Consider the following 23,570-nt stretch of genomic DNA (forward strand, 5'->3'; position numbering starts at 1 on the left):
GATATGAAAATTAGAACGTATAAAAAACGTACTTATTTTTTATCACGAAGCGAAAAAAGAATAAATATTAAAGCATCCTGACATGAACCTTTTTTTTTACTAAATGTTAAATTATTAGTAAAAAACTAATTGTCGCTATCGTATTTTAGAAAATGTATATACTTTTGCGTATAGTTGCATAAACAATCAATTGCAGGTTTATTAGATTAACTCCAGTATGATTAAAAAAAGTTGTGGAATAATTCTCCTTTTAATATCCGTTTTCAATATAAACAGTGCCGCACAGCAACTCCTTAGCCTGGAGCAATGCCGGCAGTTGGCTATAGAAAACAATAAGGCTCTGAAAATAGCATCGGAGCAGGAAAAGATTGCATATTACAATAAGAAAGACGCATTAACCAAATTCTTTCCTGAAATACAATTTCTGGGAGGTTACATGCATAACCAGAAAAACCTGCATCTTATCTCATCATCCGCTATACCCAGTGCAATCCCCTTACCCGTACCTATTGGAGAAGTATCTTCCATACCCATTCCTGATAATATAAGAGACGGCATCTGGAAAATGGGCGAAGTAGACATAAAAAACATTTGGGCAGGCGGTTTCAACCTTACCCAGCCTATATTTATGGGTGGAAAAATAATCGCTTATAACGACCTGCGCTCTTACGCCGAAGAACTAGCTAAAACAATGAAAGAAACCCAGATGACAGATGTTATCGTAGAGGTGGATAATGCATACTGGCAGGTAGTATCGGTTGCAAATAAAAGAAAATTAGCCGGGGCCTATGTAGAGCTGATGAAAAAAATGGACTCTGATATTTCAGCTATGGAGCAGGAGGGTGTTGTTACCAAGGCCGACCGCTTATCCGTGAATGTAAAACTGAACGAGGCGGAAATGACGCTTACTAAAGCGGAAAACGGACTTAGCCTTGCCAAGATGCTGTTGACTCAAATATGCGGATTGGAAATCAGCGATGAAATCACGCTGCAAGATGAAAATCTCGACAATCTGATTATCAATGGAGAAAATGAGACGATGCCTAATATAGATGAAGCATTAACCAACAGGACTGAAATAAGAAGCTTGGAACTGGCCACAAAAATATATGGCAAACAGGAGAAGATAGCACAGGCCGACTTTATGCCTAATCTGGCTTTTACAGCCAATTACCTCTGGACAAATCCGAATTTATTTGATGGTTTTGAGAAAAAATTCGGTGGAATGTGGAATGTCGGAGTGGTGCTAAAAGTGCCTCTAAATTTCGTTTCCAGTTCAGCAAAATTAAATGCAGCAAAAGCTGAAACACGTATTAAACGATTTGAACTGGCTGAAGCTAAAGAGAAAATCACTTTACAGATAAACCAGTCGGTATATAAACTGAACGAGGCAAACAAAAAACTGGCATCTACACAAAAGAATACTGAAAAAGCCGATGAAAACCTGCGATATGCTAATGCAGGCTTTGAGGAAGGAGTTATAGCTGCGTCGGATGTAATGGCCGCACATACAGCATGGCTCGCCGCGCATTCCGATAAGATAGATGCACAAATAGATATAATCCTCTGCAAAATATATCTGAATAAAGCGTTAGGGCGAAAATTATAGTCCCACCAACCTCCCCAAGGGGAGGCTACAAGGAGAGCATAAAAGAGAAATGGCAAGATAAAAATTAAAAATGGCGCAAGCAACTCGTAACTTGTTTACTTGTAACTCGTAACTAATTAAAATATGGATACAGAAAATAAAAAATCAGGGTCGAAACTTATACCTATACTGGTTTTCGCAACAATAATCATTGTAGTGGGCCTTTATGGCTTCTTTTTCCTGAATCAGGAAGATAATATCATACAAGGAGAAGCCGATGTAACAGAGGTCCGCATATCCAGCAAAGTTCCGGGGCGTATATCCAGATATCTGGTCGACGAAGGCAGTTTTGTAAAAAAGGGAGATACTTTGGCTATTCTCAGCATCCCGGATATAGATGCCAAACTGGCTCAGGCCAGCGCTGCCGAACAGGGAGCTGCGGCACAGAACCAGAAGGCCATAAAAGGAGCGCGTGTAGAGCAAATACAAGGTGCTTTCGAAATGTGGCAAAAAGCTAAAGTGGGTGTGGATATAGCCCGGAAATCATTTACCCGTGTACAAAATCTGTATGATAAAGGCGTGGTAACAGCTCAGAAACGCGACGAAGTAGAAGCTCAGCTAAATGCTGCCATCGCTACGGAAAAAGCTGCGAAATCACAGTATGACATGGCTGTGAACGGAGCTGAAAGAGAGGACAAGGAAGCTGCCCTCGCTTTATTGGAGAGGGCAAAAGGCGCGGTTGCAGAAGTGGCTTCATACATATCGGAAAGCTACCTGATTTCACCGACTGATGGTAAAGTAACCGAAAAATTTCCGAACGAAGGCGAACTTGTAGGTACAGGAGCACCAATAATGAATGTAGCTAAACTGGATGACAAATGGGGTTCGTTCAATATCCGCGAAGACCGCCTCAAAGATTATAAAGATCTGGGTAAGACATTCAAGGCTTATGTACCTGCACTGGACCGGGATGTAGAGATGACTGTCTACTATGTGAAAGACCTTGGCTCGTATGCCGCATGGAAAGCGACAAAAACTACGGGGCAATACGACCGTAAAACGTTTGAAGTGAAAGCCCGGTTCAATGATAAATCGATAGATGTGCTTCCGGGAATGTCCCTGATCATAAAAGAGTAATAGCAGTCAACAGTTAACAACTAGTATCTTGTTTACTTGTAACTCGTAACTGCCCACAGGGCGTAGAAATAACATTCGCCGAAGCGAAGGCGAGGCAAACTCGTAACTATCAAAAGAATAAAATGACCAAAGAAACCGGCATATTCGCGATATTCAAAAGGGAATGGTTGCGCATTTCTTCTTCCAAGATATGTATCTGGGGGATATTTGTCGCACCCTTACTATCCATGATTATACTGTTGTGGATGATGAGCAGCGGACTGCCGTCACGCATTCCTATTGCGGTTGTAGACCTTGACAATACAACCACCACACGTACACTCATCCGACAGCTCGACGCTTTCGAGAAAACAGATATCAAGTACAAAAGCCTTTCTTTCAGGGAGGCCAGACAGCAAATGGAGCGAATGGAAATATATGCGATATTAACCATCCCGAAAGATTTCACAGAAGACGCCATATCGGGTAACCGCCCTAAGCTCGTTTATTATACCAATAATGCATTCCTCATATCCGGCTCTCTCCTGTTTCAGGACTTAAAGACGATATCCACACTGGCCTCAGCAGCCGTAGGGCTGCAAACAGCCGAAGCAAAGGGCTTTACGGAAAACCAGATAATGCCTATACTACAACCGATAACAATAGATGCACATCCCTTAGGTAACCCATGGCTCAATTATTCAGTATATCTGAATAATATACTGATGCCCGGAATACTGCAACTTATTATACTTATGTTTACAGTATCCTGTTTCGGTTCGGAAATAAAAGCCGGTAGGGGATCTTATCTGATGGCAATGGGAGACAATTCGATATTAAAGGTAATCATTGGAAAATTATTGCCATATACCATTATCTATACGGGTATTGCCTTCTTTTTCATATCAATATTTTATTACATCAATAAGTTCCCATTGCACAGCGGATTCTGGCCAATGTTCCTGAATTATCTCTGCCTTATTCTGGCAGCACAGGGAATGGGCGTTATCCTGCTGGGAATATTCCGCAACTATCGCTTGTCTTTAAGTATTGCAAGCCTTATAGGAATGGTATCGTTCTCAATTACCGGATTTTCATTCTCCACGTTGGCGATGGATGGTAGTTTAAGTGCGTTAAGTAACTTTTTCCCTTTGCGTCATTTCTTCCTCATATATGTAGACCAGGCGCTCAATGGTATCCCTGTAGGATATTCTATGTATCAGTATGCAGCCTTACTCGCATTTGTACTGCTTGCAGCCTTTTTCTTCGGTGTGATCAGAAAAATGCTGACGGATAATATTTATGAAGAATAAATCAGAAACAGCATGAAAAAGTTACTGCTCGATATATATTATGTTTGGATCAATGAACTAAAGGTTGTCTTCAGAGACGGAGCCGTCATACTCCTGTTCTTCATTGTGCCTCTCGCCTACCCTGTTTTATATAGTTTTATATATAACAACGAGACTGTACATGAAGTCAAAGTTGTAGTCGTGGACGATTCCAACTCGGCCCTATCCCGCGAATTCAAACGAAAAGTAGATGCTACGGCCGATGTGAAGATTATCGGATATGCAACCGATATGGAAGAAGCCCGGGAAGCCATGAGAAGGAAAGAGGCATACGGCATCATGTATATCCCGAGAGATTTCAGCAAAAATATAAACACGCAGCAACAAACACAGATCAGTGTATTCTCCGATATGAGCAGTTTGTTGTTTTATAAAGCGATGCTTTTAAGTGCAACAGAGGTATCCCTCGATATGGGAGCCGACATCCGGGTTGCAGAAACAGGCGGAGGCAGCCAGGAAGAAGATGCCGCAACACGTCAGACGGTAGAAAACCAGTGGGTAACGATGTATAATCCGCAAAACGGCTTTGCCAGTTTCCTTGTTCCGGCGATTCTAATACTGATCATACAACAGACACTTATATTAGGCATAGCTACAATAGTTGGTACACACAACGACAGGAAGCGTTTCACTATTGCCTCTCATACAGCGCAAGGCAAAAGCGTTCATCCCGTAAAACTTACCATAGGGAAAGCTTTCTGCTATGCATCACTTTATATGCTTATATCTGTATGGGTACTGAGAGTCATCCCTTACATTTTCAAATTCCCCCAGATAGGTGATCCCCTTACCATTGCAGCTTTTCTGATGCCATTCTTACTGGCTGCTACATTCTTTGCAATGACATTGTCATACTTTTGTTCACAGCGGGAGTTCGGTATGATGCTGTTTGTTTTCACCAGCGTACTTTTCATATTCATTTCGGGCATATCATGGCCCTGGACAGCTATCCCCGCACCTATAAAGGCAATTGCCTATATAGCTCCATCTACACCGGGTATTCACGGTTTTATAAAGATAAATACAATGGGGGCGACACTAACCGATGTCTGGTTCGAATATATCGCATTATGGATACAGGCCGGAATATATTGCATTACCGCGGTGTTCATGTATAAATGGTGGATTCAGAATTACGATCCTGAATACAAGGGAATGGTAAGAAATTAAAATTTTGTCCGTTATCCTTTACCACGGGTAAAACTTCTTTTCATTTTCGTCCAAACCATGAAGTTATTTTCTCATACCATTTCACTAAAAACAAGGTAGATCCGGGTATTTCATAGTCTTCTTTCCTGGCAAAGCCGCCTTCGAGTAAAAGGTTGATCGCTTGTTCCGCATCCTCTTCCCTTACCTGTAGTTTTATTCCGCCTACGGCATAGGGATGAACCTGATTTATCAACTCATCCTTCAGGAAACAATAGATATCATTATCCTCTAAATATGATTTTGCGACAGCCAGTTCCCCCGGAATATTTGAAGTCTTTACTGTTATCATTTCACTCATGGCATCATACAATTAGTCGTTTAAAGATACATATAACCTGTAATTTATCCAAGTCATCATCCGCCTTTATTAAACTATGATCTGAAAATATTACTGCATTATTAAAACAAAACACCGACCTGATTGTTTTAATGATTAAGACTATCTATACATATCTGACTCAAACTGCAATTTTAACTTATATACCACTTTAAACACACTGCATTATGGAAGAGAACAAAAAGATTCTAACTACAAATCAGGGAAATCCCGTAGACAATGACCAGGCCTCCATCACTACCCAAAAACACACGATGACTTTGCTGTCTGATGTACATACCGTAGAAAAACTGGCTCATTTCGATAGGGAACGTATTCCCGAAAGAGTTGTCCATGCCAAAGGTTCCGGTGCATTCGGCTATTTTGAAGTAACACACGATGTGGCAAAGTACACCTGTGCCGGTTTTCTCTCACAGGTAGGTAAACGAACCGAGATGCTCGCCCGCTTTTCCACTGTGGGTGGTGAAAAAGGCTCTGCCGACACTGCCCGTGACCCCCGCGGTTTCGCTTTGAAGTTCTATACCGATCAGGGGAATTATGACATGGTAGGTAATAACACCCCCACATTCTTTATCAGGGACGGCATAAAGTTTCCCGACTTTATCCATACACAAAAAAGAAATCCGCTGTCCAACCTGAAAGATGCGGACGCATTCTGGGACTTTTTGTCACTCACTCCGGAGAGCATCCACCAGGTTACAATTCTCTTTTCCGACAGAGGGACACCTGACGGTTATCGTCATATGCATGGTTTTTCGAGCCACACATATATGTGGTACAATGAGAAAGGAGAGCATGTTTGGGTAAAATGGCATTTCAAGACAGATCAGGGGATAAAGAACCTGACAGACCAGCAAGCTACTGAGTTGGCCGGTACCGACCCTGATTATGCTACACGCGATCTGTTCAACAGTATCGAAAAAGGTGATTTTCCTTCCTGGACTGCCTATGTGCAGATCATGAAGCCGGAAGAAGCCGATAACTATAAATTCGATCCTTTCGATATCACCAAGGTATGGTTCCACAGTGACTACCCCCTTATCCCTGTAGGTAAATTCGTATTGAACAGAAATCCGCAAAATTACTTCAACGAGATAGAACAAGCCGCTTTCTCTCCGGGTAATTTCGTGCCGGGGATAGCGTCTTCTCCCGACAAGATGCTTCAGGTCCGGCTTTTCAGCTATCCTGACACACAGAGACACCGGCTGGGTACGAACTTCGACCAGCTTCCTGTAAACGCGCCTAAATGCCCTATACACAATTATCAACGTGACGGACAGATGAATACCGGCAGCCAGGAAAGTGCACCTAATTATTACCCTAACTCATTTAACGGACCTGCGCCGGATATAAAATTCACTCCTCCCGCTATCGATGTGCAGGGAATGGCTGCGCGCCATGAATACCCATTGGGAGATATCGATTTTGTACAGGCCGGAGAATTGTATTCGCGCGCCATGTCCGATTATGACAGGAGCAATCTCATAAGTAATATTGTAGGGCATATCAAAAATGCGCAACAGCGCATTCAGTACCGTCAATGTGCCATATTCTATAAGGCGCACCCGGAATACGGGACACGTGTTGCCGAAGGTCTGAGATTAGATATCAACAAAGTAAAAAGCCTGGCAGCGATGAACCAGGAAGACAGGGTAAAAGCCACTGCCAGTTAATATCAACCATCTGAAATAAATAAGAGGCTGTCCCAAAAGTAATATTACACTATTAAAATGTTATCCTCTTTGTCATTGGCTCCGCTTCGCTTTGCCGAACGTTGTTTCTGAGTGTAACGAAGAATCTCGGCCCTCCGGATACGAGATGTTTCACTCCGTTCAACATGACAAAATGATATGAAAAAATACTTTTGGGACAGCCTCTTTATATATAACACAGTTCATTCCCTGAAGTCATAATCCTCCCGCTTAGCGAATCCCCCTTTAATAAGCAATTCCAGTGCACGGTTATAATCTCCTGACATCACCTGCAACCTTGCTCCTCCCCCTTCGGGTAAGGAAATTGTAATATATTCCCCATTTACGACACAATCTATGCCATTATCTATCAGGTATGACTTTGCGATAGCCAGATCAGCCTCAAAATCAGACGTCTTTACAGTTACCAGCTCATCCATAATATTATTCTTTAATTAATACTGTTTATAAATATACATAAAATTAATAAGTAATACGAATCAGTAGCCGGGATTTAACGTTCGATCCCTTTCTGCCACGCGAAAGATACTATCCAAAAGAGTACAACATTATTTAACTTAATTCACTCCATTATTTTCTTTGCCGATTATCTATACTGAAAGCAATTTTAATAACTGTTTAAATATTTCAGTATCATGGCAAAATATAACCAGGAATTGGCAGAAAAAATTACTTCATTGATTGCAGAAGAACTGTGCAGTATATCCGATATTTGTAAAGCAACAGGAATCAGCAGGAATACTTTCTACAAATGGAAGCGTGAGAATCCCGGCTTCGATAAAGAAATTGAAGACGCGATGAGTTATCGTAATGAGATATTGCTGTCAATGGCATATTCTTCTATCAAACAACGGCTCGGACGCTATACCCTTATTGAAGAAAAAGACATCTACACACCTGACGAGACTAACCCTGAGGAAATGATATTCAAATCGAAAACCGTACACAAAAAAGAGTACCTGCCCGATCTGAGGACGATAAAAATGATTCTCGACAGGGCCGATAAAAGCATAAAAGATAAGGCTTGCAAACGGGAATCTGAAATAAAGGATATTGAAATAAAAGAACCACAAGTTGCGACACACACTGCAACCATACCTGCCGGCGAAGAAACGGATAATATACAAGGGCTGCAACCAGCCACGATTTCAGAAAATAGTATATCCCAAAAGAAGAAAAACAATGTGGAAAACATGAAGAAGAATATTAAAATACCGGGTAGCTGCAAATTGCAAAGAAATACACGGCACAGGAAACAATTTTTGAAGGCAGGTTAGAAATTAATGCAGAAGTGTAACTTTTGTAACTTTTTATAAGAATTATAAGTGGAGCAATTCTTAGATACTGTGTTTAAACTTTTCTGTTTATTAATTGTCTATATTTGTATATTAAACAAAATAAGAAATGAAAATCAAATTATTCACATTATTCTGCCTTATCACATTCACAGCCGGATTATCTGCTCAAAATGCCCGTGAGATATTAGACAAAGCATCGGAAACATATAATAAGGCGGGTGCTGTAACGGCAAGTTTTACACTGGACTCGAAGGATACAAAAGCCCGGACAATTCACAGTTACGACGGTAAGGCCTTCATGAAGGGCAATAAGTTCAGGATAGAGATCCCCGACGCGATTACCTGGTTTGATGGAACCACGCAGTGGGTCTATATTAAAGACACCGAGGAAGTGAACATAAGTAATCCTACCGGGGAGGAATTGCAGGCAATCAGCCCTTCGGTACTATTCAATATATATAAGAAAGGATTCAACCTGTCATATAAAGGGGAAAAAAGACTAAACGGCAAATCATTGTATGAGGTCGAACTGATACCGCAGAAGAAGAGTGGTGATTTTACCAAAATAGTTGTCATGATAGATAAAGCAAACAATATATTCTCCCGGATTACGGTAACAGATAAAGCTGGAATAGAAAATACACTCATCATTAAAAGCTACCAGACCGGAAACAACCTGACTGACGACACATTCCAATTCAGCAAAAAGGAGTATCCGAGGGCTGAGATCGTCGATTTACGATAGATAGATTCTGTTTATCATACTATAAAAAATAAGAAATAGATAAACTTTGTACAAATAAATATTTTCTATATTTTTGCATTAAATATAAACAAAACATATAAATCTCACAACATGAACGAAAAAGTACGTTGCCTGATTATCGGTTCAGGCCCCGCAGGATATACTGCGGCTATTTATGCGTCTAGAGCAAATTTATCTCCTGTACTCTACGAAGGAATACAACCCGGCGGACAGCTGACAACGACCACCGAGGTTGAAAACTTTCCCGGTTATCCGGAAGGCATTACAGGCCCCGAACTGATGGAGGACCTGAAAAAACAAGCTACACGCTTCGGTGCCGATATACGTTTCGGTATCGCTACCTCTGTAGATTTTACGGGCTATCCCCGCAAAGTGACCATCGACGGGGAAAAAGTTATAGAAACCGATACGGTAATCATTGCTACGGGAGCCAGTGCAAAATACCTCGGATTACCCGATGAAACAAAATACGCCGGTATGGGAGTTTCTGCCTGTGCGACATGTGACGGGTTCTTCTACCGTAAGAAAGTAGTAGCCGTAGTAGGAGGTGGAGACACTGCCTGTGAAGAAGCTATATACCTGGCCGGCCTGGCAGAAAAGGTTTATCTGGTTGTACGCAAACCTTACCTCCGTGCATCGAAAGTAATGCAGGACAGGGCAATGCAAAATCCAAAGATAGAAATCCTGTTTGAATGCAATGCCGTGGGATTGTTTGGAGAGAACGGTGTGGAAGGCGCCCATATTATAAAACATCAGGGAGAGGCCAATGAAGAGAAATTCGACATCAAGATAGACGGATTCTTCCTCGCCATAGGCCACAAACCGAATACAGACATATTCAAAGACCAGCTTAATCTCGACTCCGTGGGCTATATCCTTACCGAACCGGGAACACCAAAAACATGCTTAGAAGGTGTATTTGCAGCGGGTGATGTTGCCGATCCACATTATCGTCAGGCTATTACAGCCGCAGGCACAGGTTGTCAGGCAGCGATAGAAGCCGAAAGGTATCTGAGCGAAAGGGGATTGTAATATAGTTACGGGTTACAAGTAAACGAGTTGCGGATGGGTTGAAACCCGAACGGTGCGAAACCACCAAAGACTTATTACTTGTAACCCGTAACTGCTTCAAGGAGAAGCAACCCGTAACTAAAACAACCTTGATGAACTGGAAAGACTACTTCTACTTTCAGAAACGTGACAGAACCGCAATACTGCTATTGCTCGTCCTTATCGCCCTCTCCGGAGGGATATACATCTTTACCAGGCCTAAGCAAAGCGCAGATAAAGAAAGCGTTACCGTTTCACCAACGCCACTAAGTACAAATATTGATACTTTGACCTGCAAAACGGCTACTAATATCTACGAACAGGAGAAGAAAAAGAACGCAGGCTATGCCTATCAGGAGAAGCTGAAAAGGGGTGAAACCATAGAGCTCAATTCGGCAGATACTACATCGCTGAAAAAGATTCCCGGTATAGGAACCGGTTTCGCAAACCGGATAGTCAGGTATCGCAATCTATTAGGAGGATTCGCGGATATCACACAACTGAAAGAGGTATGGGGGCTGGACAATGAATTGTATGAAAGGATCATGCCTTACATTACACTTACCCCTCAGGTAAAGAAGATAAAAGTCAATTCGGCAGAATTCACCGAATTGAACAAGCACCCCTATATCGATTACAGGCAAGCGAAGATTATTATGGATATCAGAAGCCGGAAAGGCAGTATAGAATCACTGAAACGCCTGTCCCTGCTCGAAGAATTTACCGAGGATGACATCAAAAGGCTCACACCTTACCTCTCTTTCGACTAGATATAATATTCGGCCAGATCTACCAGTCCCGCGCGCATAGCGTACTTGATGGCTTCGTGCACATTGTTTACCTCCAGTTTACGGAAGATATTCTTACGGTGAGTGATGATTGTGTGAAAGCTTAAATTGCGGTTAGATGCTATTTCTTTCGTCGTCCGCCCTAATGCTATCTCCTTGAGAATCTCTTTCTCAGTAACAGTAAGAATATGGTCCAGCGATTCGGTCATAGGCTTCTGGCTTTGCAGAAGCTGGTTTGTTACACGACCGCAGATAAAGCGTTCGCCACGGAATATATGCAGCAAACCCATATTTATTTCATCCAGTTCGCAGGACTTCAGTACGATGCTAAACGACTCGCTGCTCATAATCAGGCGACGGAGAAAGTCATAACTCAGTTCATCGGAAAATAACAGCCAACGGGATTGTGAGAAGCGATAGCCTACATTCATAAGCTCGTCCACACTTCCGAAATCGGAAAGAGTATAGTCCAGTATCACAACCGCATCGGGGACAGAGGCCAGTATCTTTATCAGATCGCCCTTACTATCCGCTATCTGAACAGAAGATGCCTTCTTCGTATCACTCACAAGGGTTTCCATCCCAATGCGCGTAATATCCTGCTTGTCGACTATTATTACATCTTTCATCTTCACCTTTAGGAGTTTGATATGATCAAAGGTCAAAGATAGTTATTTCTGTCCGAAAAATTTAGAAAAGAACATCATTTGATAATCCACCGCATTATTCCAGTAGTCATGTGTATGCGCCCCCGGACGTACAATATAATCGTGAGGGATATTCATGTAGAGCATTTTCTTATGCAGTTCTTCATTTACATTGTAGAAGAAGTCATTCACGCCGCAGTCTATTATAATAGCCAGAGAATTCGGCTGTATCTTATCCAATTGATCTATGACAGTATGCCTGTCCCACTGTTCTTTGTTATCTTTATATTTACCAAGCCAGCTTTTCATTTCCCAGTTATTCGGAAAAGGACGGATATCCACCCCTCCACTCATAGAACCGCATGCGCCGAACACGTCTGAATGATTTATCCCCAACCATAAACCGCCATGGCCGCCCATACTGAAACCTGTTACAGCACGCCCTTTCGGAGAAGCCACAGTATTGTAATGCTCATCTATATATTTAATAAGTTCGGAGCTTACATACGTTTCAAATTGCATCGACGATTCAACAGGGCTATCCCAGTACCAACTATTCTGCCCGTCGGGACAAACCACTATCATCTGCCAACGTGTAGCATCCTGGGGCAGGCTCTTTTTAGTACCTTTTACCCATGTATCGTATCGCCCCCCATAACCATGCAAAAGGTAAAGAACCGGATATTTAGCCGTGCTGTTTTTGTCATACCCCGCGGGGAGGACAACCACATTTTTGATTGTTTTGTTCATCTTTGGACTGAATACCTGAATGGTATCTACTGTTTGCGAAAACAATGGCAGGCAGACTATAGCTACCAACAAAGTCAAAGTTGTAAATAGTTTTTTCATTTTTCGTTAGATTATTTAGTTATTAGGTTCATCATTTTAATATCATCTGAATATACCCCAGTTATCATTCAATTTCTTTAATGCCGGACCTTCTTTATTCTCGGATTCCGTAAGTCCTTTTACACTATACCAATATTCGAATGGAGCAATATAATTCTCGAAATCGACATTCAGATGAATTATCGCCGTATCATCCGTATCATATGTTATCCAATATCTTCGCACCGACAATTTATTTTTCAGTGAATCAATCATCCTGATATCTTCGCCTTCGTCTTTCTCTGGAGCCGATATCTTATCTTTTAATAATTCGAAAGAGAACCTGTTGTCTTCATAAAACATCGTTATTTTCTCTTCTTCGGTATACCAGAATCGCTGGTAAGATATATAAAGAAATACCATTATTATGCATATTGTGAGTATCCCTCTAGTCGATCCGTTTCTCCTGTTGCTCATATAATCACTCCTCTTTCTTTCCAAATGATTTCTTCACCCATCCCGGTACAATCACTGCGCCCACAAACAGGTAGTTGTAATAAGTCAGCAGCCGCCAAAGGAGAATTATAACGGGTACCACTCCGGCTAAAGGTATAAACTCGCTCAGATATTGTTTGAATATAAATTCCGTAAATCCGCTTCCTCCAGGTGTAGGGCTAACCACCATCACCACCCACATAACAAACTGACGGGCAAATATCAGCAGATTTTCGTGCACCTGAAAGAATGCCATGAAAATAGCATTCACCACCAGGTAGCGGGAACTCCACGACAGGATAGTAGCCATTATCAGGGGGAACCAGTATGATAATGTTTTTCCTCTTATCTCCCGTGAACTCACAATAAGGTCGTCCCCGGCTTTAGCCGCGCTTTTGTGCCAACGACGGAGAAACGGCAATCTGAAAACCTTTATTATCAGCCAGCGGATAGCTTGAGGCTTGAAGAATAGCCCGATTATCAACAATGTACACAGGAGCATTTTAATAATGTAGGCGACGATAAAGAGCACCAACACTCCCGAACCCAAGGCTGTATTGTCGGCAAACAGGGAGTGAAAAGGGATAAATAACAGCAGCATCGGGAAGGTGACCACAAAAAACATCTCATCCAGCAACAAAGTCACAAATACCATCGCTGTACTACGTCCAACAGGGATTTTCTCTTTTGCCAGAAACAAAACGGCCATACTCGACCCTCCTACCACAGAAGGAGTGACTGCCGTGCCAAACTCAGCCAGCAACGTGACTTTGATACATTGTTTCCATGACAACTGCTTCTCGGAAAGGTAACGATAACGGATTACAAAACCCGTATCACGCCCAAGCATAAAACAAAAAGCAATAAAAATCCAGAAAACAGTATGTTCCGTTATTGTAATCTGCCTAAAATCATCCAGATCAAATTCACGGCTGAACATATAGAGGATAACCCCCATGCCTATAAATGCAGGCACAAGTATTTTCCATATGCTAAAGCTTGAAGATTCCTTTCCCATCCACAAAATCTGATGAAGATACAAAAATAAGAAAACATTTTATCTTTTTCTTTTCTTTTGTACATTTACAGTAAAGTAAGTTAATATATGAAGTAATTTGCGGAATATTAACACCATGAGGCTGTTTAGATAAATTATATAAAAAACAGGCCTGTAATTGGTATATTCTTCCATAACTTTATCTATATAATATAACCGGAAACATTAAAGCCGGAGATTAAACTGAAAAGGTAATAATAGGAAAAGTATGAAAAGGTGTAAAGTTCATCAGGTTTTAACAACTCATCAAATTAAACAATAGATAAAATAAAAAATAATGAGGCAGTTCCTGCAATCAACAAAAATATTCCTTATACGTCAGTGGGAACGATATAAGAAAGCTAAGATGAAATACCGGATTGGCATTCCTGTCTGCCTTATTTTACTCGCATGGTATATATTCTGTCTGCCGTCGCCATTATTCCATGTACCGTACAGTACAGTAGTATCCGACAGGCATGAGGAACTACTCGGCGCACGTATAGCCAATGACCAGCAATGGCGGTTCCCTATGTCAGATTCCATACCTGACAAATACAAGACCTGCCTGACAGAATTTGAAGACAGGCATTTCAACCGCCACTGGGGCGTAAATCCATTAGCCCTGGCCCGCGCGATAAAACAAAATATCAGTAGCGGACGGATCGTAAGCGGAGCAAGTACCATCACGATGCAAACTATCCGCCTCTCGCGTAAAGAGAACCGCACGTTCGGTGAAAAGTTCATCGAGATGATTCTGGCTACACGCCTTGAACTCTCTTACTCGAAAGACGAAATACTGAACCTGTATGCCTCACATACCCCTATGGGTGGAAATGTAGTAGGTATAGAGGCCGCATCGTGGCGATATTTCGGGCATCAAGCAGCTACCTTGTCGTGGGCAGAAGCAGCCACCCTCGCTGTATTGCCCAACTCCCCTACCCTGATGCACTTTGGTAAGAACAGGGACAAACTATTGACTAAAAGGAACAGGCTACTGGAGCTGTTGTATCAGCGGGAAATACTGGATAAAGTAGATTATGAACTGGCAATAGCCGAACCTCTGCCCTTCCAGCCACATCCCCTGCCCCAGGTAGCACCGCATCTTGTCACCCGCCTGTATAAAGAACAGGGCGGAAAGCACATAACTGCCACCATAGACAAATCGCAACAGGAACGTATAGAGTCTGTTCTCGGCCGCTGGAATGCCGAATTCTCCCAAAATGGGATAAGGAATATTGCAGCAATAGTTTTCGATGTACAAAAGAATGAGGTCGTAGCCTATTGCGGCAATGTAGACTTTGAAAAAAGTATTTCGGCCAACCAGGTGGATGTAATACAGGCGCCACGCAGCACAGGCAGTATTTTGAAACCATTCCTTTACTGTGCCATGCTACAGGAAGGCGAACTACTACCCGGCCAGCTACTACCCGATGTGCCGATTAATCTGAACGGCTTTGCCCCGAAAAATTTCAGCCTGCAATATGATGGGGCTACGCATGCTTCGGAGGCGCTTGCCCGTTCGCTTAATGTACCATTTGTTGTTTCACTCCGCAAATACAGCGTTCCTAAATTCTACAACCTGTTAAAACGGGCGGGAATGACTACACTCAACCGCACAGCCGACAACTATGGCCTGTCGCTTATTTTAGGGGGTGCAGAAGGCAAGTTGTGGGACATCAGCACCATGTACCTGCAAATGGCTCAACAACTCAATATATTCAATGAGGAAAGCCGGTATTATGATATGAAGCAGCCCTCATATATCCTAAGCGATGACAACGACCAAAAAGGTGATAGAAACCGGACTCCATTATTCTCGGCAGGAGCCATCTGGCAAACATTCGAAGCCTTGACAAATGTAAACCGTCCTGATGAGATAGACTGGCGCTCTATCCCTTCTATACAGAAAATAGCATGGAAAACGGGAACCAGTTTCGGATTCCGTGACGGATGGGCGGTAGGTATCAGTCCAAAATACGTTGTAGGCGTATGGGTAGGCAACTCCGACGGAGAAGGCCGTCCGGGGCTCACAGGGGCACGCACTGCAGGTATGGTGATGTTCGATATATTCAATGCCCTGCCGCAAAGCCGTTGGTTCGCCAGACCGGAAAGCGACCTTGTAAGAGCCGAGATATGCCACGAAAGCGGTTGTCTGAAAAGTATGAACTGTCCGGCTACGGAAACCGATACGATATGGATCAGTAAAAAAGGGCTGAACGGTTCGGTTTGTTCCTATCATAAACTGGTACATTTGTCCGAAGACATGAAGTATCAGGTATATGACGAATGCGCAGGTAAAAGGGGGATTATCCATACTTCATGGTTTATATTGCCTCCTTCGTGGGAATGGTACTATAAAGAACAACATCCGGCATACCGTCCGTTACCACCGTATTCACCCGAATGCAGTGAAGGTTCGGACATAAAACCAATGGATTTTATCTATCCTTTCCCCAATGCAGTCATCAGCCTGCCTAAACAATTGGACGGCACTCCCGGCCAGTTGGTCTTCGAACTGGCCCACCGTTCTCCACAGAACCGGGTATTCTGGCATCTGGACGGTCAGTATATCGGTGAGACGAAAGGATTCCATAAGATGGAGTACAGTCCGGCAAAAGGAGAGCATCATTTGATCGCTGTCGACGAAACCGGAGAGAGTATTTCTGTAAAATTTTCAATTAAGTGAATATTTTAATAAAGACATAAACATCTGATAAACAAAGCTGTAGACCGACAATGATTTAATTAATTCAATATTTCTTCATTTTTTTTTAATTCGTTATGCAACGTTTCCCATATTTAGCCATCTTATAAATGTAAAGTAGATTAAATACCTACTAACGAATAAACAGACTTCCCAACCTTACGCAGAGTTTAAACAAACTACATTGACTTCACATTCGAGATTTGTGTGATGTTCTGAGACAATAGTTCTACAGAAGAACTGGCTTTTATTAAAGCAAAAAAAAGTATCCTGTTTCAGGATACTTTTTTTATTATATAAATAAGAGTCTATAATCTCTTATTCTTCAGTCTTAGGCTTGTCTTCTTCAGTAGCCGGAGCTTCAGTAGCTGCATCATCAACTAAAGGTAAAGATTCCGGAGCAGCTTCCAATGCTTCTACTTCTTCCACAACAGGTGCTTCAGGAGTGGCTACAGCTTTTGCTTTTGGAGCTACAGTTTCTTTAGCTGTTTCAGGTTGGTCAGCAGCTTTCTTGGATCTACGGGTTCTACCTTTCGATGCAGCTTTCTTCTCCTTCAACATATTTTCGTTATAGTCTACCAATTCAATAAAACACATAGAGGCATTATCCCCCAAACGGTTACCAGTCTTGATAATACGGGTGTATCCTCCGGGACGGTCAGCTACTTTCTGAGATATATTCTGGAATAACTCAGTTATGGCAGCTTTAGTCTGATCGCTGTTAATCTTAAGATCCTGGAAAACCAGACGTCTCGAATGTGTTGTATCTTCTTTCGATTTTGTAATCATCGGCTCTATAACCTTCTTCAAAGCCTTTGCTTTGGCTACGGTCGTAAAGATACGCTTATTAGGGCTCATGATCAAAGATACACACATATTAGCCAGCATGGCATTTCTGTGTGAACTGGTACGCCCTAAATGATTAAATTTTTTATTATGTCTCATGTCGCTTACTAATCTTTATCTAATTTATATTTAGAAATATCCATACCGAAAGACAGGCTCAGGCTATCCAACAGTTCATCAAGTTCGGTAAGTGATTTTTTACCAAAGTTTCTGAATTTAAGAAGGTCATTCTTATTGAATTGCACTAATTCACCCAGTGTCTCTACTTCTGCCGATTTCAAACAGTTAAGGGCACGAACCGAAAGGTTCATATCAGATAACTTAGTCTTCAGAAGCTGACGCATATGCAGAATTTCTTCATCGAATTCTTCGTTTCCATCCACTTCGCTTTGCTCAAGAAGGATCTTCTCATCTGAGAACAGCATAAAGTGGTGGATAAGAATTTTAGCAGCTTCTTTCAATGCATCTTTTGGATGAATAGAACCATCGGTTGCTATTTCTATCACAAGTTTCTCATAGTCCGTTTTCTGCTCTACACGATAGTTTTCTATCGAGTATTTCACATTGCGGATAGGAGTATAAATAGAATCAATAGCTATAACATTAACATCGTCGGACAGATTGCGATTTTCATCAGCAGGTACGTATCCACGGCCTTTGTTAATATTCAATTCGATTTGGAAGCTAGCATTCTTGTCTAAATGACAGATTTCCAAGTCAGGGTTCAATACTTCAAATCCTGACAGATGCTTTCCAATATCTCCAGCTTTGAATACTTCGGCACCTGAGACTGTAATACTCACCTTCTCGTTTTCGATCTCTTCTACTATCTGCTTGAAACGTACTTGTTTCAGATTCAGAATGATATTTGTAACATCTTCTATAACACCCGGTACGGTGGCAAATTCATGTTCAACACCGTCGATTTTTATAGAAGTGATAGCAAAACCTTCAAGAGATGAAAGCAGAATACGGCGTAAAGCATTACCAACGGTAATACCATATCCGGGTTCTAAGGGACGAAATTCGAATTTTCCGAAGAAATCGTCCGCTTCTAACATCAATACTTTATCCGGTTTTTGAAATGCTAATATAGCCATGAATTTAATTAATTTTTAGAATACAACTCTACGATCAACTGCTCTTTAATGTTTTCAGGGATATCTGCTCTTTCAGGCAGGTGAAGGAACTTACCTGTCATAGATGCTGCATCCCATTCGATCCAAGGGTATTTACTATGGTTGAACCCAGACAATGCTTCGCTTACTACTTCCAGAGATTTTGATTTCTCGCGGACTGCGATCAATTGTCCCGGTTTGATTGTATAAGACGGAATATTCACGACCGAACCGTCCACTGTGATGTGGCGGTGAGATACAAGCTGACGGGCAGCCGCTCTCGTAGGCGCTATTCCAAGACGGAAAACAACGTTATCCAATCTTGATTCCAACATTTGAAGCAGCACTTCACCTGTGATACCACGTGATGAAAGCGCTTTGTCAAACATGTTGCGGAATTGTCTTTCGAGTACACCATATGTGTATTTTGCTTTTTGCTTTTCACGCAATTGAATACCGTACTCGGACGATTTTTTCTTCCTTCCGTTTCCGTGTTGTCCGGGAGGGTAGTTCTTTTTAGAAAGAACTTTGTCAGGTCCGAATATTGGCTCTCCGAATTTACGGGCGATTTTTGATTTTGGTCCAGTATATCTTGCCATTTTCTTTACTAATTAATAATTGATGAAAGCTGAAATTGTGCAGCCGCGATTACAGAGAGGGTAAACTTGCAATCAAAATCACAATTTAAGTTCCAAATTTAAAATTTTGATTAAACTCTTCTGTGTTTTGGAGGACGGCATCCGTTGTGAGGAAGCGGAGTAACGTCAACGATTTCTGTTACTTCTATTCCTGCTGCATGGATAGTTCGGATAGCAGACTCACGTCCGTTGCCCGGTCCTTTTACATACACTTTTACTTTTCTCAATCCTAAGTCAAATGCAACTTTGGCACAATCTGATGCTGCCATTTGAGCTGCGTACGGGGTGTTCTTTTTTGAACTTCTGAAACCCATCTTCCCTGCCGACGACCAGCTGATAACCTGGCCATCGCTGTTTGTAATCGAAATAATGATATTGTTGAAAGAAGAATGTACATGAGCTTGTCCTGTAGCATCCACTTTAACGTTTCTCTTTTTCGCTGCGACTGTTTTCTTTGCCATATCAAATTAATTATTTTGTAGCTTTTTTCTTGTTAGCAACAGTTTTCTTTCTACCCTTCCGTGTACGGGCATTATTTTTAGTACTCTGACCTCTCAAAGGCAGACCGATACGGTGACGGATACCTCTGTAACAGCCTATATCCATCAATCGCTTGATATTAAGCTGTACTTCCGAACGCAAGTCTCCTTCTACTTTGAACTGGGCAGCGATGATTTCACGCACTTTACCAGCCTGATCGTCATTCCAGTCTTTCACTTTGACATCTTTGTCTATTCCTGCTTCAGCCAGGATTTTGTTAGCAGAACTACGTCCGATACCATAAATGTATGTCAAGGCTATTTCGCCTCTTTTATTTTGTGGTAAATCGACACCAACTATTCTTATTGCCATATATTTTTTCGATTAATTTGCAAAATTAATAAATTATCCCTGACGTTGTTTGTACTTAGGATTTTTTTTGTTAATAACGTATAAGCGTCCTTTTCTCCTGACAATTTTGCAATCAGCGGTACGCTTCTTCAATGATGCTCTTACTTTCATATGTTTGTTTTTTATTTGTATCTGAATGAAATCCGTCCTTTTGATAAATCATAGGGTGACATTTCCACACGTACTCTATCTCCCGGAAGTATTTTGATATAGTGCATACGCATCTTTCCTGAGATGTGCGCGGTTATTTCATGTCCGTTTTCAAGTTCGACACGAAACATCGCGTTTGATAGTGCTTCTACGATCACTCCGTCTTGTTCTATTGCTGCCTGTTTAGCCATATATAAATAAAGGTTTTTTAAATTGCGTTATTTCCTAAAACAGCTTCTACAAATTCAAATGTTGATAAAATATCAGCTTTTCCCTGGCGAATAGCCACAGTATGTTCGAAGTGGGCCGAAGGTTTACGGTCACGGGTCCTGATAGTCCAGCCATCGCTTTCGAAAACAACATTCTTGCTCCCCATGTTGATCATCGGTTCTATTGCTATACACATCCCTTTCTTGAGTAAGGGGCCTGTACCCCGTTTGCCATAGTTAGGAACCTCAGGTGCTTCATGCATCTTACGTCCTATACCATGTCCTACCAGTTCGCGAACAACCGAATAACCACGTTTCTCACAATATGTCTGAACAGCATCGCTGATATCGCCTATGCGATTACCATCTACCGCCTTTTCTATTCCCTTATAAAGCGCTTCTTTCGTCGCTCTTAGTAAAGCTTTCACGTCTTCTGCTACTTCTCCTACACAAAATGTATAGGCCGAATCGCCACAAAACCCGTTTTTTTCTGTACCACAATCGACAGAAATAATATCTCCGTCTTTAAGAACATAGTCTGTTGGAAATCCATGTACAACCTGTTCGTTAACTGAAGCACAAATCGCTCCCGGAAAATCCACAGCACCCGGAGCACCCTTATATCCCAAGAAGGAAGGTCTGGCTCCGTGATCCTGTATAAATTCTTTCGCAATTTTATCTAATTGAGCCGGAGTAACCCCCGGTTTTATATGCTTTGCCATTTCGCCCAGGGTCATACCTACAAGGCGATTTGCTTCACGCATCAATTCGATTTCTTCGTCTGTTTTCAGAAATATCATTTAAACCTCCTTAATATGCTGCAATTGAACCCGAACGGCCTTTGATTCTGCCCGATTTCAATAAACCGTCATAATGTCTCATCAACAAGTGGCTTTCGATCTGCTGTAATGTATCAAGCACAACCCCAACAAGGATCAACAATGATGTTCCTCCAAAGAATTGTGAGAATTCACGGCTTACCCCGAAGTAGCTGGCAAACGCAGGAAGAATGGCAACCATAGCCAGGAACAATGATCCCGGGAATGTTATACGAGACATGATAGAATCGATATAATCCGCTGTTTTCTTTCCCGGTTTGATACCCGGTATAAATCCGTTATTACGTTTCAGTTCATCGGCCATCTGCACAGGGTTTATGGTCACAGCTGTGTAGAACCATGTGAAAGCAATAATAAGAAATGCAAACACAACATTATATGCTACGCTGGTATGATCCATAAATGAGCCCAGGAACCCGCCTTTTTCGGTAGAGAATCCCGCAATAGAGATAGGCACAAACATAATTGCCTGGGCAAAGATGATAGGCATTACGTTAGCAGCATTTACCTTCAATGGTATATACTGGCGTGCGCCGCCATATTGTTTGTTCCCAACAACTCTTTTTGCATACTGTACCGGTATACGCCGTGTACCTTGTACCAACAGGATTGCTCCGCAAATAATAAGCAACAGGAATACAATTTCGGCAAGGAACATAACCAATCCGCCTCCCTGGCTTGCCAGACGTGAAGAAAATTCACCGATAAGCGCATGTGGCAAACGGGCTATAATACCCACCAAGATGATGAAAGAGACTCCGTTTCCGATACCTTTATCAGTGATACGTTCTCCTAACCAAAGAACAAACATACTACCTCCGGCCAGGATAATGGTTGAAGGAATAAGGAAGTCCCATGAAGTAGGAGCCGCCGCACCCAATGCACCCAACAGGTAAGCCGGACCCTGGAATAGAAGTATGGCCACTGTCAGATAACGTGTGTACTGGTTCATTTTGGTACGTCCGCTTTCACCTTCGCGTTGAAGTTTTTGGAAATACGGCACAGCCATACCCAGCAACTGCATAACGATAGAGGCAGAGATATAAGGCATAATACCCAATGCAAAAATCGACGCATTAGCAAATGCACCTCCCGAGAACATGTTCAATATGTCCAGGATACCCCCCGAAGTCTTAGCCTGAAGGGCATTAAGAGCTGCCGGGTCTACACCTGGCAGGACAATATGAACTCCGAAGCGATAGATCACTACGAAAAAGAAGGTAATCATGAGTCTTTTCCTAAGATCCTCAATCTTCCATATATTTTCCAGTGTTTTTACTAATCCCATCTTACTTCAGTTTAGTTACTGTTCCACCTATTGCCTGAATTGCAGCTTCCGCTGTTTTTGAGAAAGCGTGAGCTTCAACATCCACTTTAGTAGTGACAGCTCCGTTTCCTAATATTTTCACTAATTGATTGGAAGAAATAAAGCCTGCATCGATCAATGTCTGAATATCGATTTTAGCAAGTTTCTTGGTTTCTGCCAAACGTTGCAAAACGTCCAGATTGATTGCTTTGTATTCTACCCGGTTTATGTTTTTAAATCCGAATTTAGGCAAACGGCGTTGGATAGGCATCTGCCCTCCTTCAAATCCGATCTTCTTAGAATAACCTGATCTGGACTTAGCTCCTTTATGACCTCTTGTGGAAGTACCACCTAATCCTGAACCCGTACCACGTCCGATTCTTTTTCCGGTTTTAGTTGATCCTTCAGCAGGTCTCAAATTTGATAAACTCATATTTTTATATTTTTTTATCTTATAAACTAAATTACTCTACAATAGTAACCAAATGGTGTACTTTGTTGATCATCCCTCTGATAGCAGGTGTATCTTCGTGTTCTACCACACGGTTCAACTTTTTCAGCCCAAGAGCGTCTAAAGTTAATTTTTGGTCTTTCGGACACTTGATTCTGCTCTTAACTTGTTTAACTTTAATCTTTGCCATAAT

General features: G+C 41.9%; 27 protein-coding genes. 10 read left to right on the forward strand and 17 right to left on the reverse strand.

Annotated elements, in window-relative coordinates; translation table 11 throughout:
• Positions 1 to 217: 217 nt before the first annotated feature.
• The 4 genes from ACFO6W_RS13950 to ACFO6W_RS13965 all read left to right on the forward strand — a co-directional run bounded on the left by ACFO6W_RS13950 (position 218) and on the right by ACFO6W_RS13965 (position 5,226).
• Positions 218 to 1,609: a TolC family protein gene (locus ACFO6W_RS13950; protein WP_379997445.1), complete on the forward strand. Its 1,392-nt coding sequence runs from the start codon at positions 218 to 220 to the stop codon at positions 1,607 to 1,609.
• A 123-nt stretch (positions 1,610 to 1,732) separates the two neighbouring features.
• Complete coding sequence (locus ACFO6W_RS13955) at positions 1,733 to 2,725, forward strand: HlyD family secretion protein (RefSeq protein WP_379997447.1); 993 nt, start codon at positions 1,733 to 1,735, stop codon at positions 2,723 to 2,725.
• A gap of 122 nt (positions 2,726 to 2,847) precedes the next feature.
• A complete protein-coding gene (locus ACFO6W_RS13960; RefSeq protein ID WP_379997449.1) occupies positions 2,848 to 4,017 on the forward strand; it encodes an ABC transporter permease in 1,170 nt (389 codons plus the stop codon).
• Positions 4,018 to 4,029: 12 nt separating this feature from the next.
• Positions 4,030 to 5,226, forward strand: coding sequence for an ABC transporter permease (locus tag ACFO6W_RS13965; protein WP_379997451.1), 1,197 nt, complete (start codon positions 4,030 to 4,032; stop codon positions 5,224 to 5,226).
• Positions 5,227 to 5,266: 40 nt separating this feature from the next.
• Here ACFO6W_RS13965 and ACFO6W_RS13970 read toward each other — a convergent pair whose 3' ends face one another.
• Positions 5,267 to 5,563, reverse strand: coding sequence for a putative signal transducing protein (locus ACFO6W_RS13970; protein WP_379997453.1), 297 nt, complete (start codon positions 5,561 to 5,563; stop codon positions 5,267 to 5,269).
• A gap of 206 nt (positions 5,564 to 5,769) precedes the next feature.
• Between ACFO6W_RS13970 and ACFO6W_RS13975 the strand changes: the two genes are divergently transcribed.
• The gene (locus tag ACFO6W_RS13975) at positions 5,770 to 7,275 is read left to right on the forward strand and encodes a catalase (protein WP_379997455.1); all 1,506 of its coding nucleotides are present in this window, start codon (positions 5,770 to 5,772) and stop codon (positions 7,273 to 7,275) included.
• A 221-nt stretch (positions 7,276 to 7,496) separates the two neighbouring features.
• Here ACFO6W_RS13975 and ACFO6W_RS13980 read toward each other — a convergent pair whose 3' ends face one another.
• The gene (locus tag ACFO6W_RS13980; protein WP_379997457.1) at positions 7,497 to 7,733 is read right to left on the reverse strand and encodes a hypothetical protein; all 237 of its coding nucleotides are present in this window, start codon (positions 7,731 to 7,733) and stop codon (positions 7,497 to 7,499) included.
• A gap of 216 nt (positions 7,734 to 7,949) precedes the next feature.
• Here ACFO6W_RS13980 and ACFO6W_RS13985 point away from each other — a divergent pair, with 216 nt between their 5' ends.
• From ACFO6W_RS13985 to ACFO6W_RS14000, 4 genes are all read left to right on the forward strand, one after another.
• Positions 7,950 to 8,591, forward strand: a complete 642-nt coding sequence (locus tag ACFO6W_RS13985) for a helix-turn-helix domain-containing protein (protein WP_379997459.1) — start codon at positions 7,950 to 7,952, stop codon at positions 8,589 to 8,591.
• Between the two features lie 127 nt (positions 8,592 to 8,718).
• Positions 8,719 to 9,357, forward strand: a complete 639-nt coding sequence (gene lolA1, locus ACFO6W_RS13990) for an outer membrane lipoprotein periplasmic chaperone LolA1 (RefSeq protein WP_379997461.1) — start codon at positions 8,719 to 8,721, stop codon at positions 9,355 to 9,357.
• Positions 9,358 to 9,468: 111 nt separating this feature from the next.
• Positions 9,469 to 10,410: a thioredoxin-disulfide reductase gene (gene trxB / locus ACFO6W_RS13995; protein ID WP_379997463.1), complete on the forward strand. Its 942-nt coding sequence runs from the start codon at positions 9,469 to 9,471 to the stop codon at positions 10,408 to 10,410.
• Positions 10,411 to 10,448: 38 nt separating this feature from the next.
• Positions 10,449 to 11,198 carry a helix-hairpin-helix domain-containing protein gene (locus ACFO6W_RS14000; protein WP_379997465.1) on the forward strand — a complete coding sequence of 250 codons (750 nt, stop codon included), beginning with the start codon at positions 10,449 to 10,451 and terminating at the stop codon, positions 11,196 to 11,198.
• Here the strand turns inward: ACFO6W_RS14000 and ACFO6W_RS14005 are convergent.
• Genes ACFO6W_RS14005 through ACFO6W_RS14020 form a run of 4 tightly spaced genes read right to left on the reverse strand, consistent with a single transcriptional unit; the run spans position 11,195 to position 14,204 of the window.
• A complete protein-coding gene (locus ACFO6W_RS14005) occupies positions 11,195 to 11,845 on the reverse strand; it encodes a helix-turn-helix transcriptional regulator (protein ID WP_379997467.1) in 651 nt (216 codons plus the stop codon). The genes ACFO6W_RS14000 and ACFO6W_RS14005 overlap by 4 nt on opposite strands.
• A gap of 42 nt (positions 11,846 to 11,887) precedes the next feature.
• Positions 11,888 to 12,712, reverse strand: coding sequence for an alpha/beta hydrolase (locus ACFO6W_RS14010; protein WP_379997469.1), 825 nt, complete (start codon positions 12,710 to 12,712; stop codon positions 11,888 to 11,890).
• Between the two features lie 42 nt (positions 12,713 to 12,754).
• Complete coding sequence (locus ACFO6W_RS14015; protein WP_379997471.1) at positions 12,755 to 13,168, reverse strand: hypothetical protein; 414 nt, start codon at positions 13,166 to 13,168, stop codon at positions 12,755 to 12,757.
• Positions 13,169 to 13,172: 4 nt separating this feature from the next.
• The gene (locus tag ACFO6W_RS14020) at positions 13,173 to 14,204 is read right to left on the reverse strand and encodes a lysylphosphatidylglycerol synthase transmembrane domain-containing protein (protein WP_379997473.1); all 1,032 of its coding nucleotides are present in this window, start codon (positions 14,202 to 14,204) and stop codon (positions 13,173 to 13,175) included.
• Between the two features lie 316 nt (positions 14,205 to 14,520).
• Here ACFO6W_RS14020 and pbpC point away from each other — a divergent pair, with 316 nt between their 5' ends.
• Positions 14,521 to 16,911, forward strand: coding sequence for a penicillin-binding protein 1C (gene pbpC, locus ACFO6W_RS14025; protein WP_379997475.1), 2,391 nt, complete (start codon positions 14,521 to 14,523; stop codon positions 16,909 to 16,911).
• A 336-nt stretch (positions 16,912 to 17,247) separates the two neighbouring features.
• Here pbpC and rplQ read toward each other — a convergent pair whose 3' ends face one another.
• From rplQ to rpmD, 11 genes are all read right to left on the reverse strand, one after another.
• The gene (gene rplQ, locus ACFO6W_RS14030) at positions 17,248 to 17,874 is read right to left on the reverse strand and encodes a 50S ribosomal protein L17 (protein ID WP_379997478.1); all 627 of its coding nucleotides are present in this window, start codon (positions 17,872 to 17,874) and stop codon (positions 17,248 to 17,250) included.
• A gap of 8 nt (positions 17,875 to 17,882) precedes the next feature.
• The gene (locus ACFO6W_RS14035) at positions 17,883 to 18,875 is read right to left on the reverse strand and encodes a DNA-directed RNA polymerase subunit alpha (RefSeq protein ID WP_006800234.1); all 993 of its coding nucleotides are present in this window, start codon (positions 18,873 to 18,875) and stop codon (positions 17,883 to 17,885) included.
• 8 nt (positions 18,876 to 18,883) lie between these two features.
• Positions 18,884 to 19,492 carry a 30S ribosomal protein S4 gene (gene rpsD, locus ACFO6W_RS14040; protein ID WP_379997480.1) on the reverse strand — a complete coding sequence of 203 codons (609 nt, stop codon included), beginning with the start codon at positions 19,490 to 19,492 and terminating at the stop codon, positions 18,884 to 18,886.
• A 110-nt stretch (positions 19,493 to 19,602) separates the two neighbouring features.
• Positions 19,603 to 19,992, reverse strand: coding sequence for a 30S ribosomal protein S11 (rpsK, locus tag ACFO6W_RS14045; RefSeq protein ID WP_006800236.1), 390 nt, complete (start codon positions 19,990 to 19,992; stop codon positions 19,603 to 19,605).
• A gap of 10 nt (positions 19,993 to 20,002) precedes the next feature.
• Positions 20,003 to 20,383, reverse strand: coding sequence for a 30S ribosomal protein S13 (gene rpsM, locus ACFO6W_RS14050; RefSeq protein WP_006800237.1), 381 nt, complete (start codon positions 20,381 to 20,383; stop codon positions 20,003 to 20,005).
• A 33-nt stretch (positions 20,384 to 20,416) separates the two neighbouring features.
• The gene (gene ykgO, locus ACFO6W_RS14055) at positions 20,417 to 20,533 is read right to left on the reverse strand and encodes a type B 50S ribosomal protein L36 (protein WP_006800238.1); all 117 of its coding nucleotides are present in this window, start codon (positions 20,531 to 20,533) and stop codon (positions 20,417 to 20,419) included.
• 11 nt (positions 20,534 to 20,544) lie between these two features.
• Positions 20,545 to 20,763 carry a translation initiation factor IF-1 gene (gene infA / locus ACFO6W_RS14060; RefSeq protein WP_006800239.1) on the reverse strand — a complete coding sequence of 73 codons (219 nt, stop codon included), beginning with the start codon at positions 20,761 to 20,763 and terminating at the stop codon, positions 20,545 to 20,547.
• Positions 20,764 to 20,780: 17 nt separating this feature from the next.
• Entirely contained in the window at positions 20,781 to 21,581 is an 801-nt protein-coding gene (gene map / locus ACFO6W_RS14065; RefSeq protein ID WP_379997483.1) for a type I methionyl aminopeptidase, read from the reverse strand.
• A gap of 10 nt (positions 21,582 to 21,591) precedes the next feature.
• Entirely contained in the window at positions 21,592 to 22,908 is a 1,317-nt protein-coding gene (gene secY, locus ACFO6W_RS14070; protein WP_379997485.1) for a preprotein translocase subunit SecY, read from the reverse strand.
• 1 nt (position 22,909) lies between these two features.
• On the reverse strand, positions 22,910 to 23,359 hold the full coding sequence (gene rplO, locus ACFO6W_RS14075) for a 50S ribosomal protein L15 (protein WP_379997487.1): 450 nt from the start codon (positions 23,357 to 23,359) through the stop codon (positions 22,910 to 22,912).
• 31 nt (positions 23,360 to 23,390) lie between these two features.
• Complete coding sequence (gene rpmD / locus ACFO6W_RS14080) at positions 23,391 to 23,567, reverse strand: 50S ribosomal protein L30 (RefSeq protein WP_006800243.1); 177 nt, start codon at positions 23,565 to 23,567, stop codon at positions 23,391 to 23,393.
• Positions 23,568 to 23,570: the final 3 nt, after the last annotated feature.

Source organism: Dysgonomonas termitidis, assembly GCF_042654545.1.
In the GTDB taxonomy this organism is placed as follows: domain Bacteria; phylum Bacteroidota; class Bacteroidia; order Bacteroidales; family Dysgonomonadaceae; genus Dysgonomonas; species Dysgonomonas termitidis.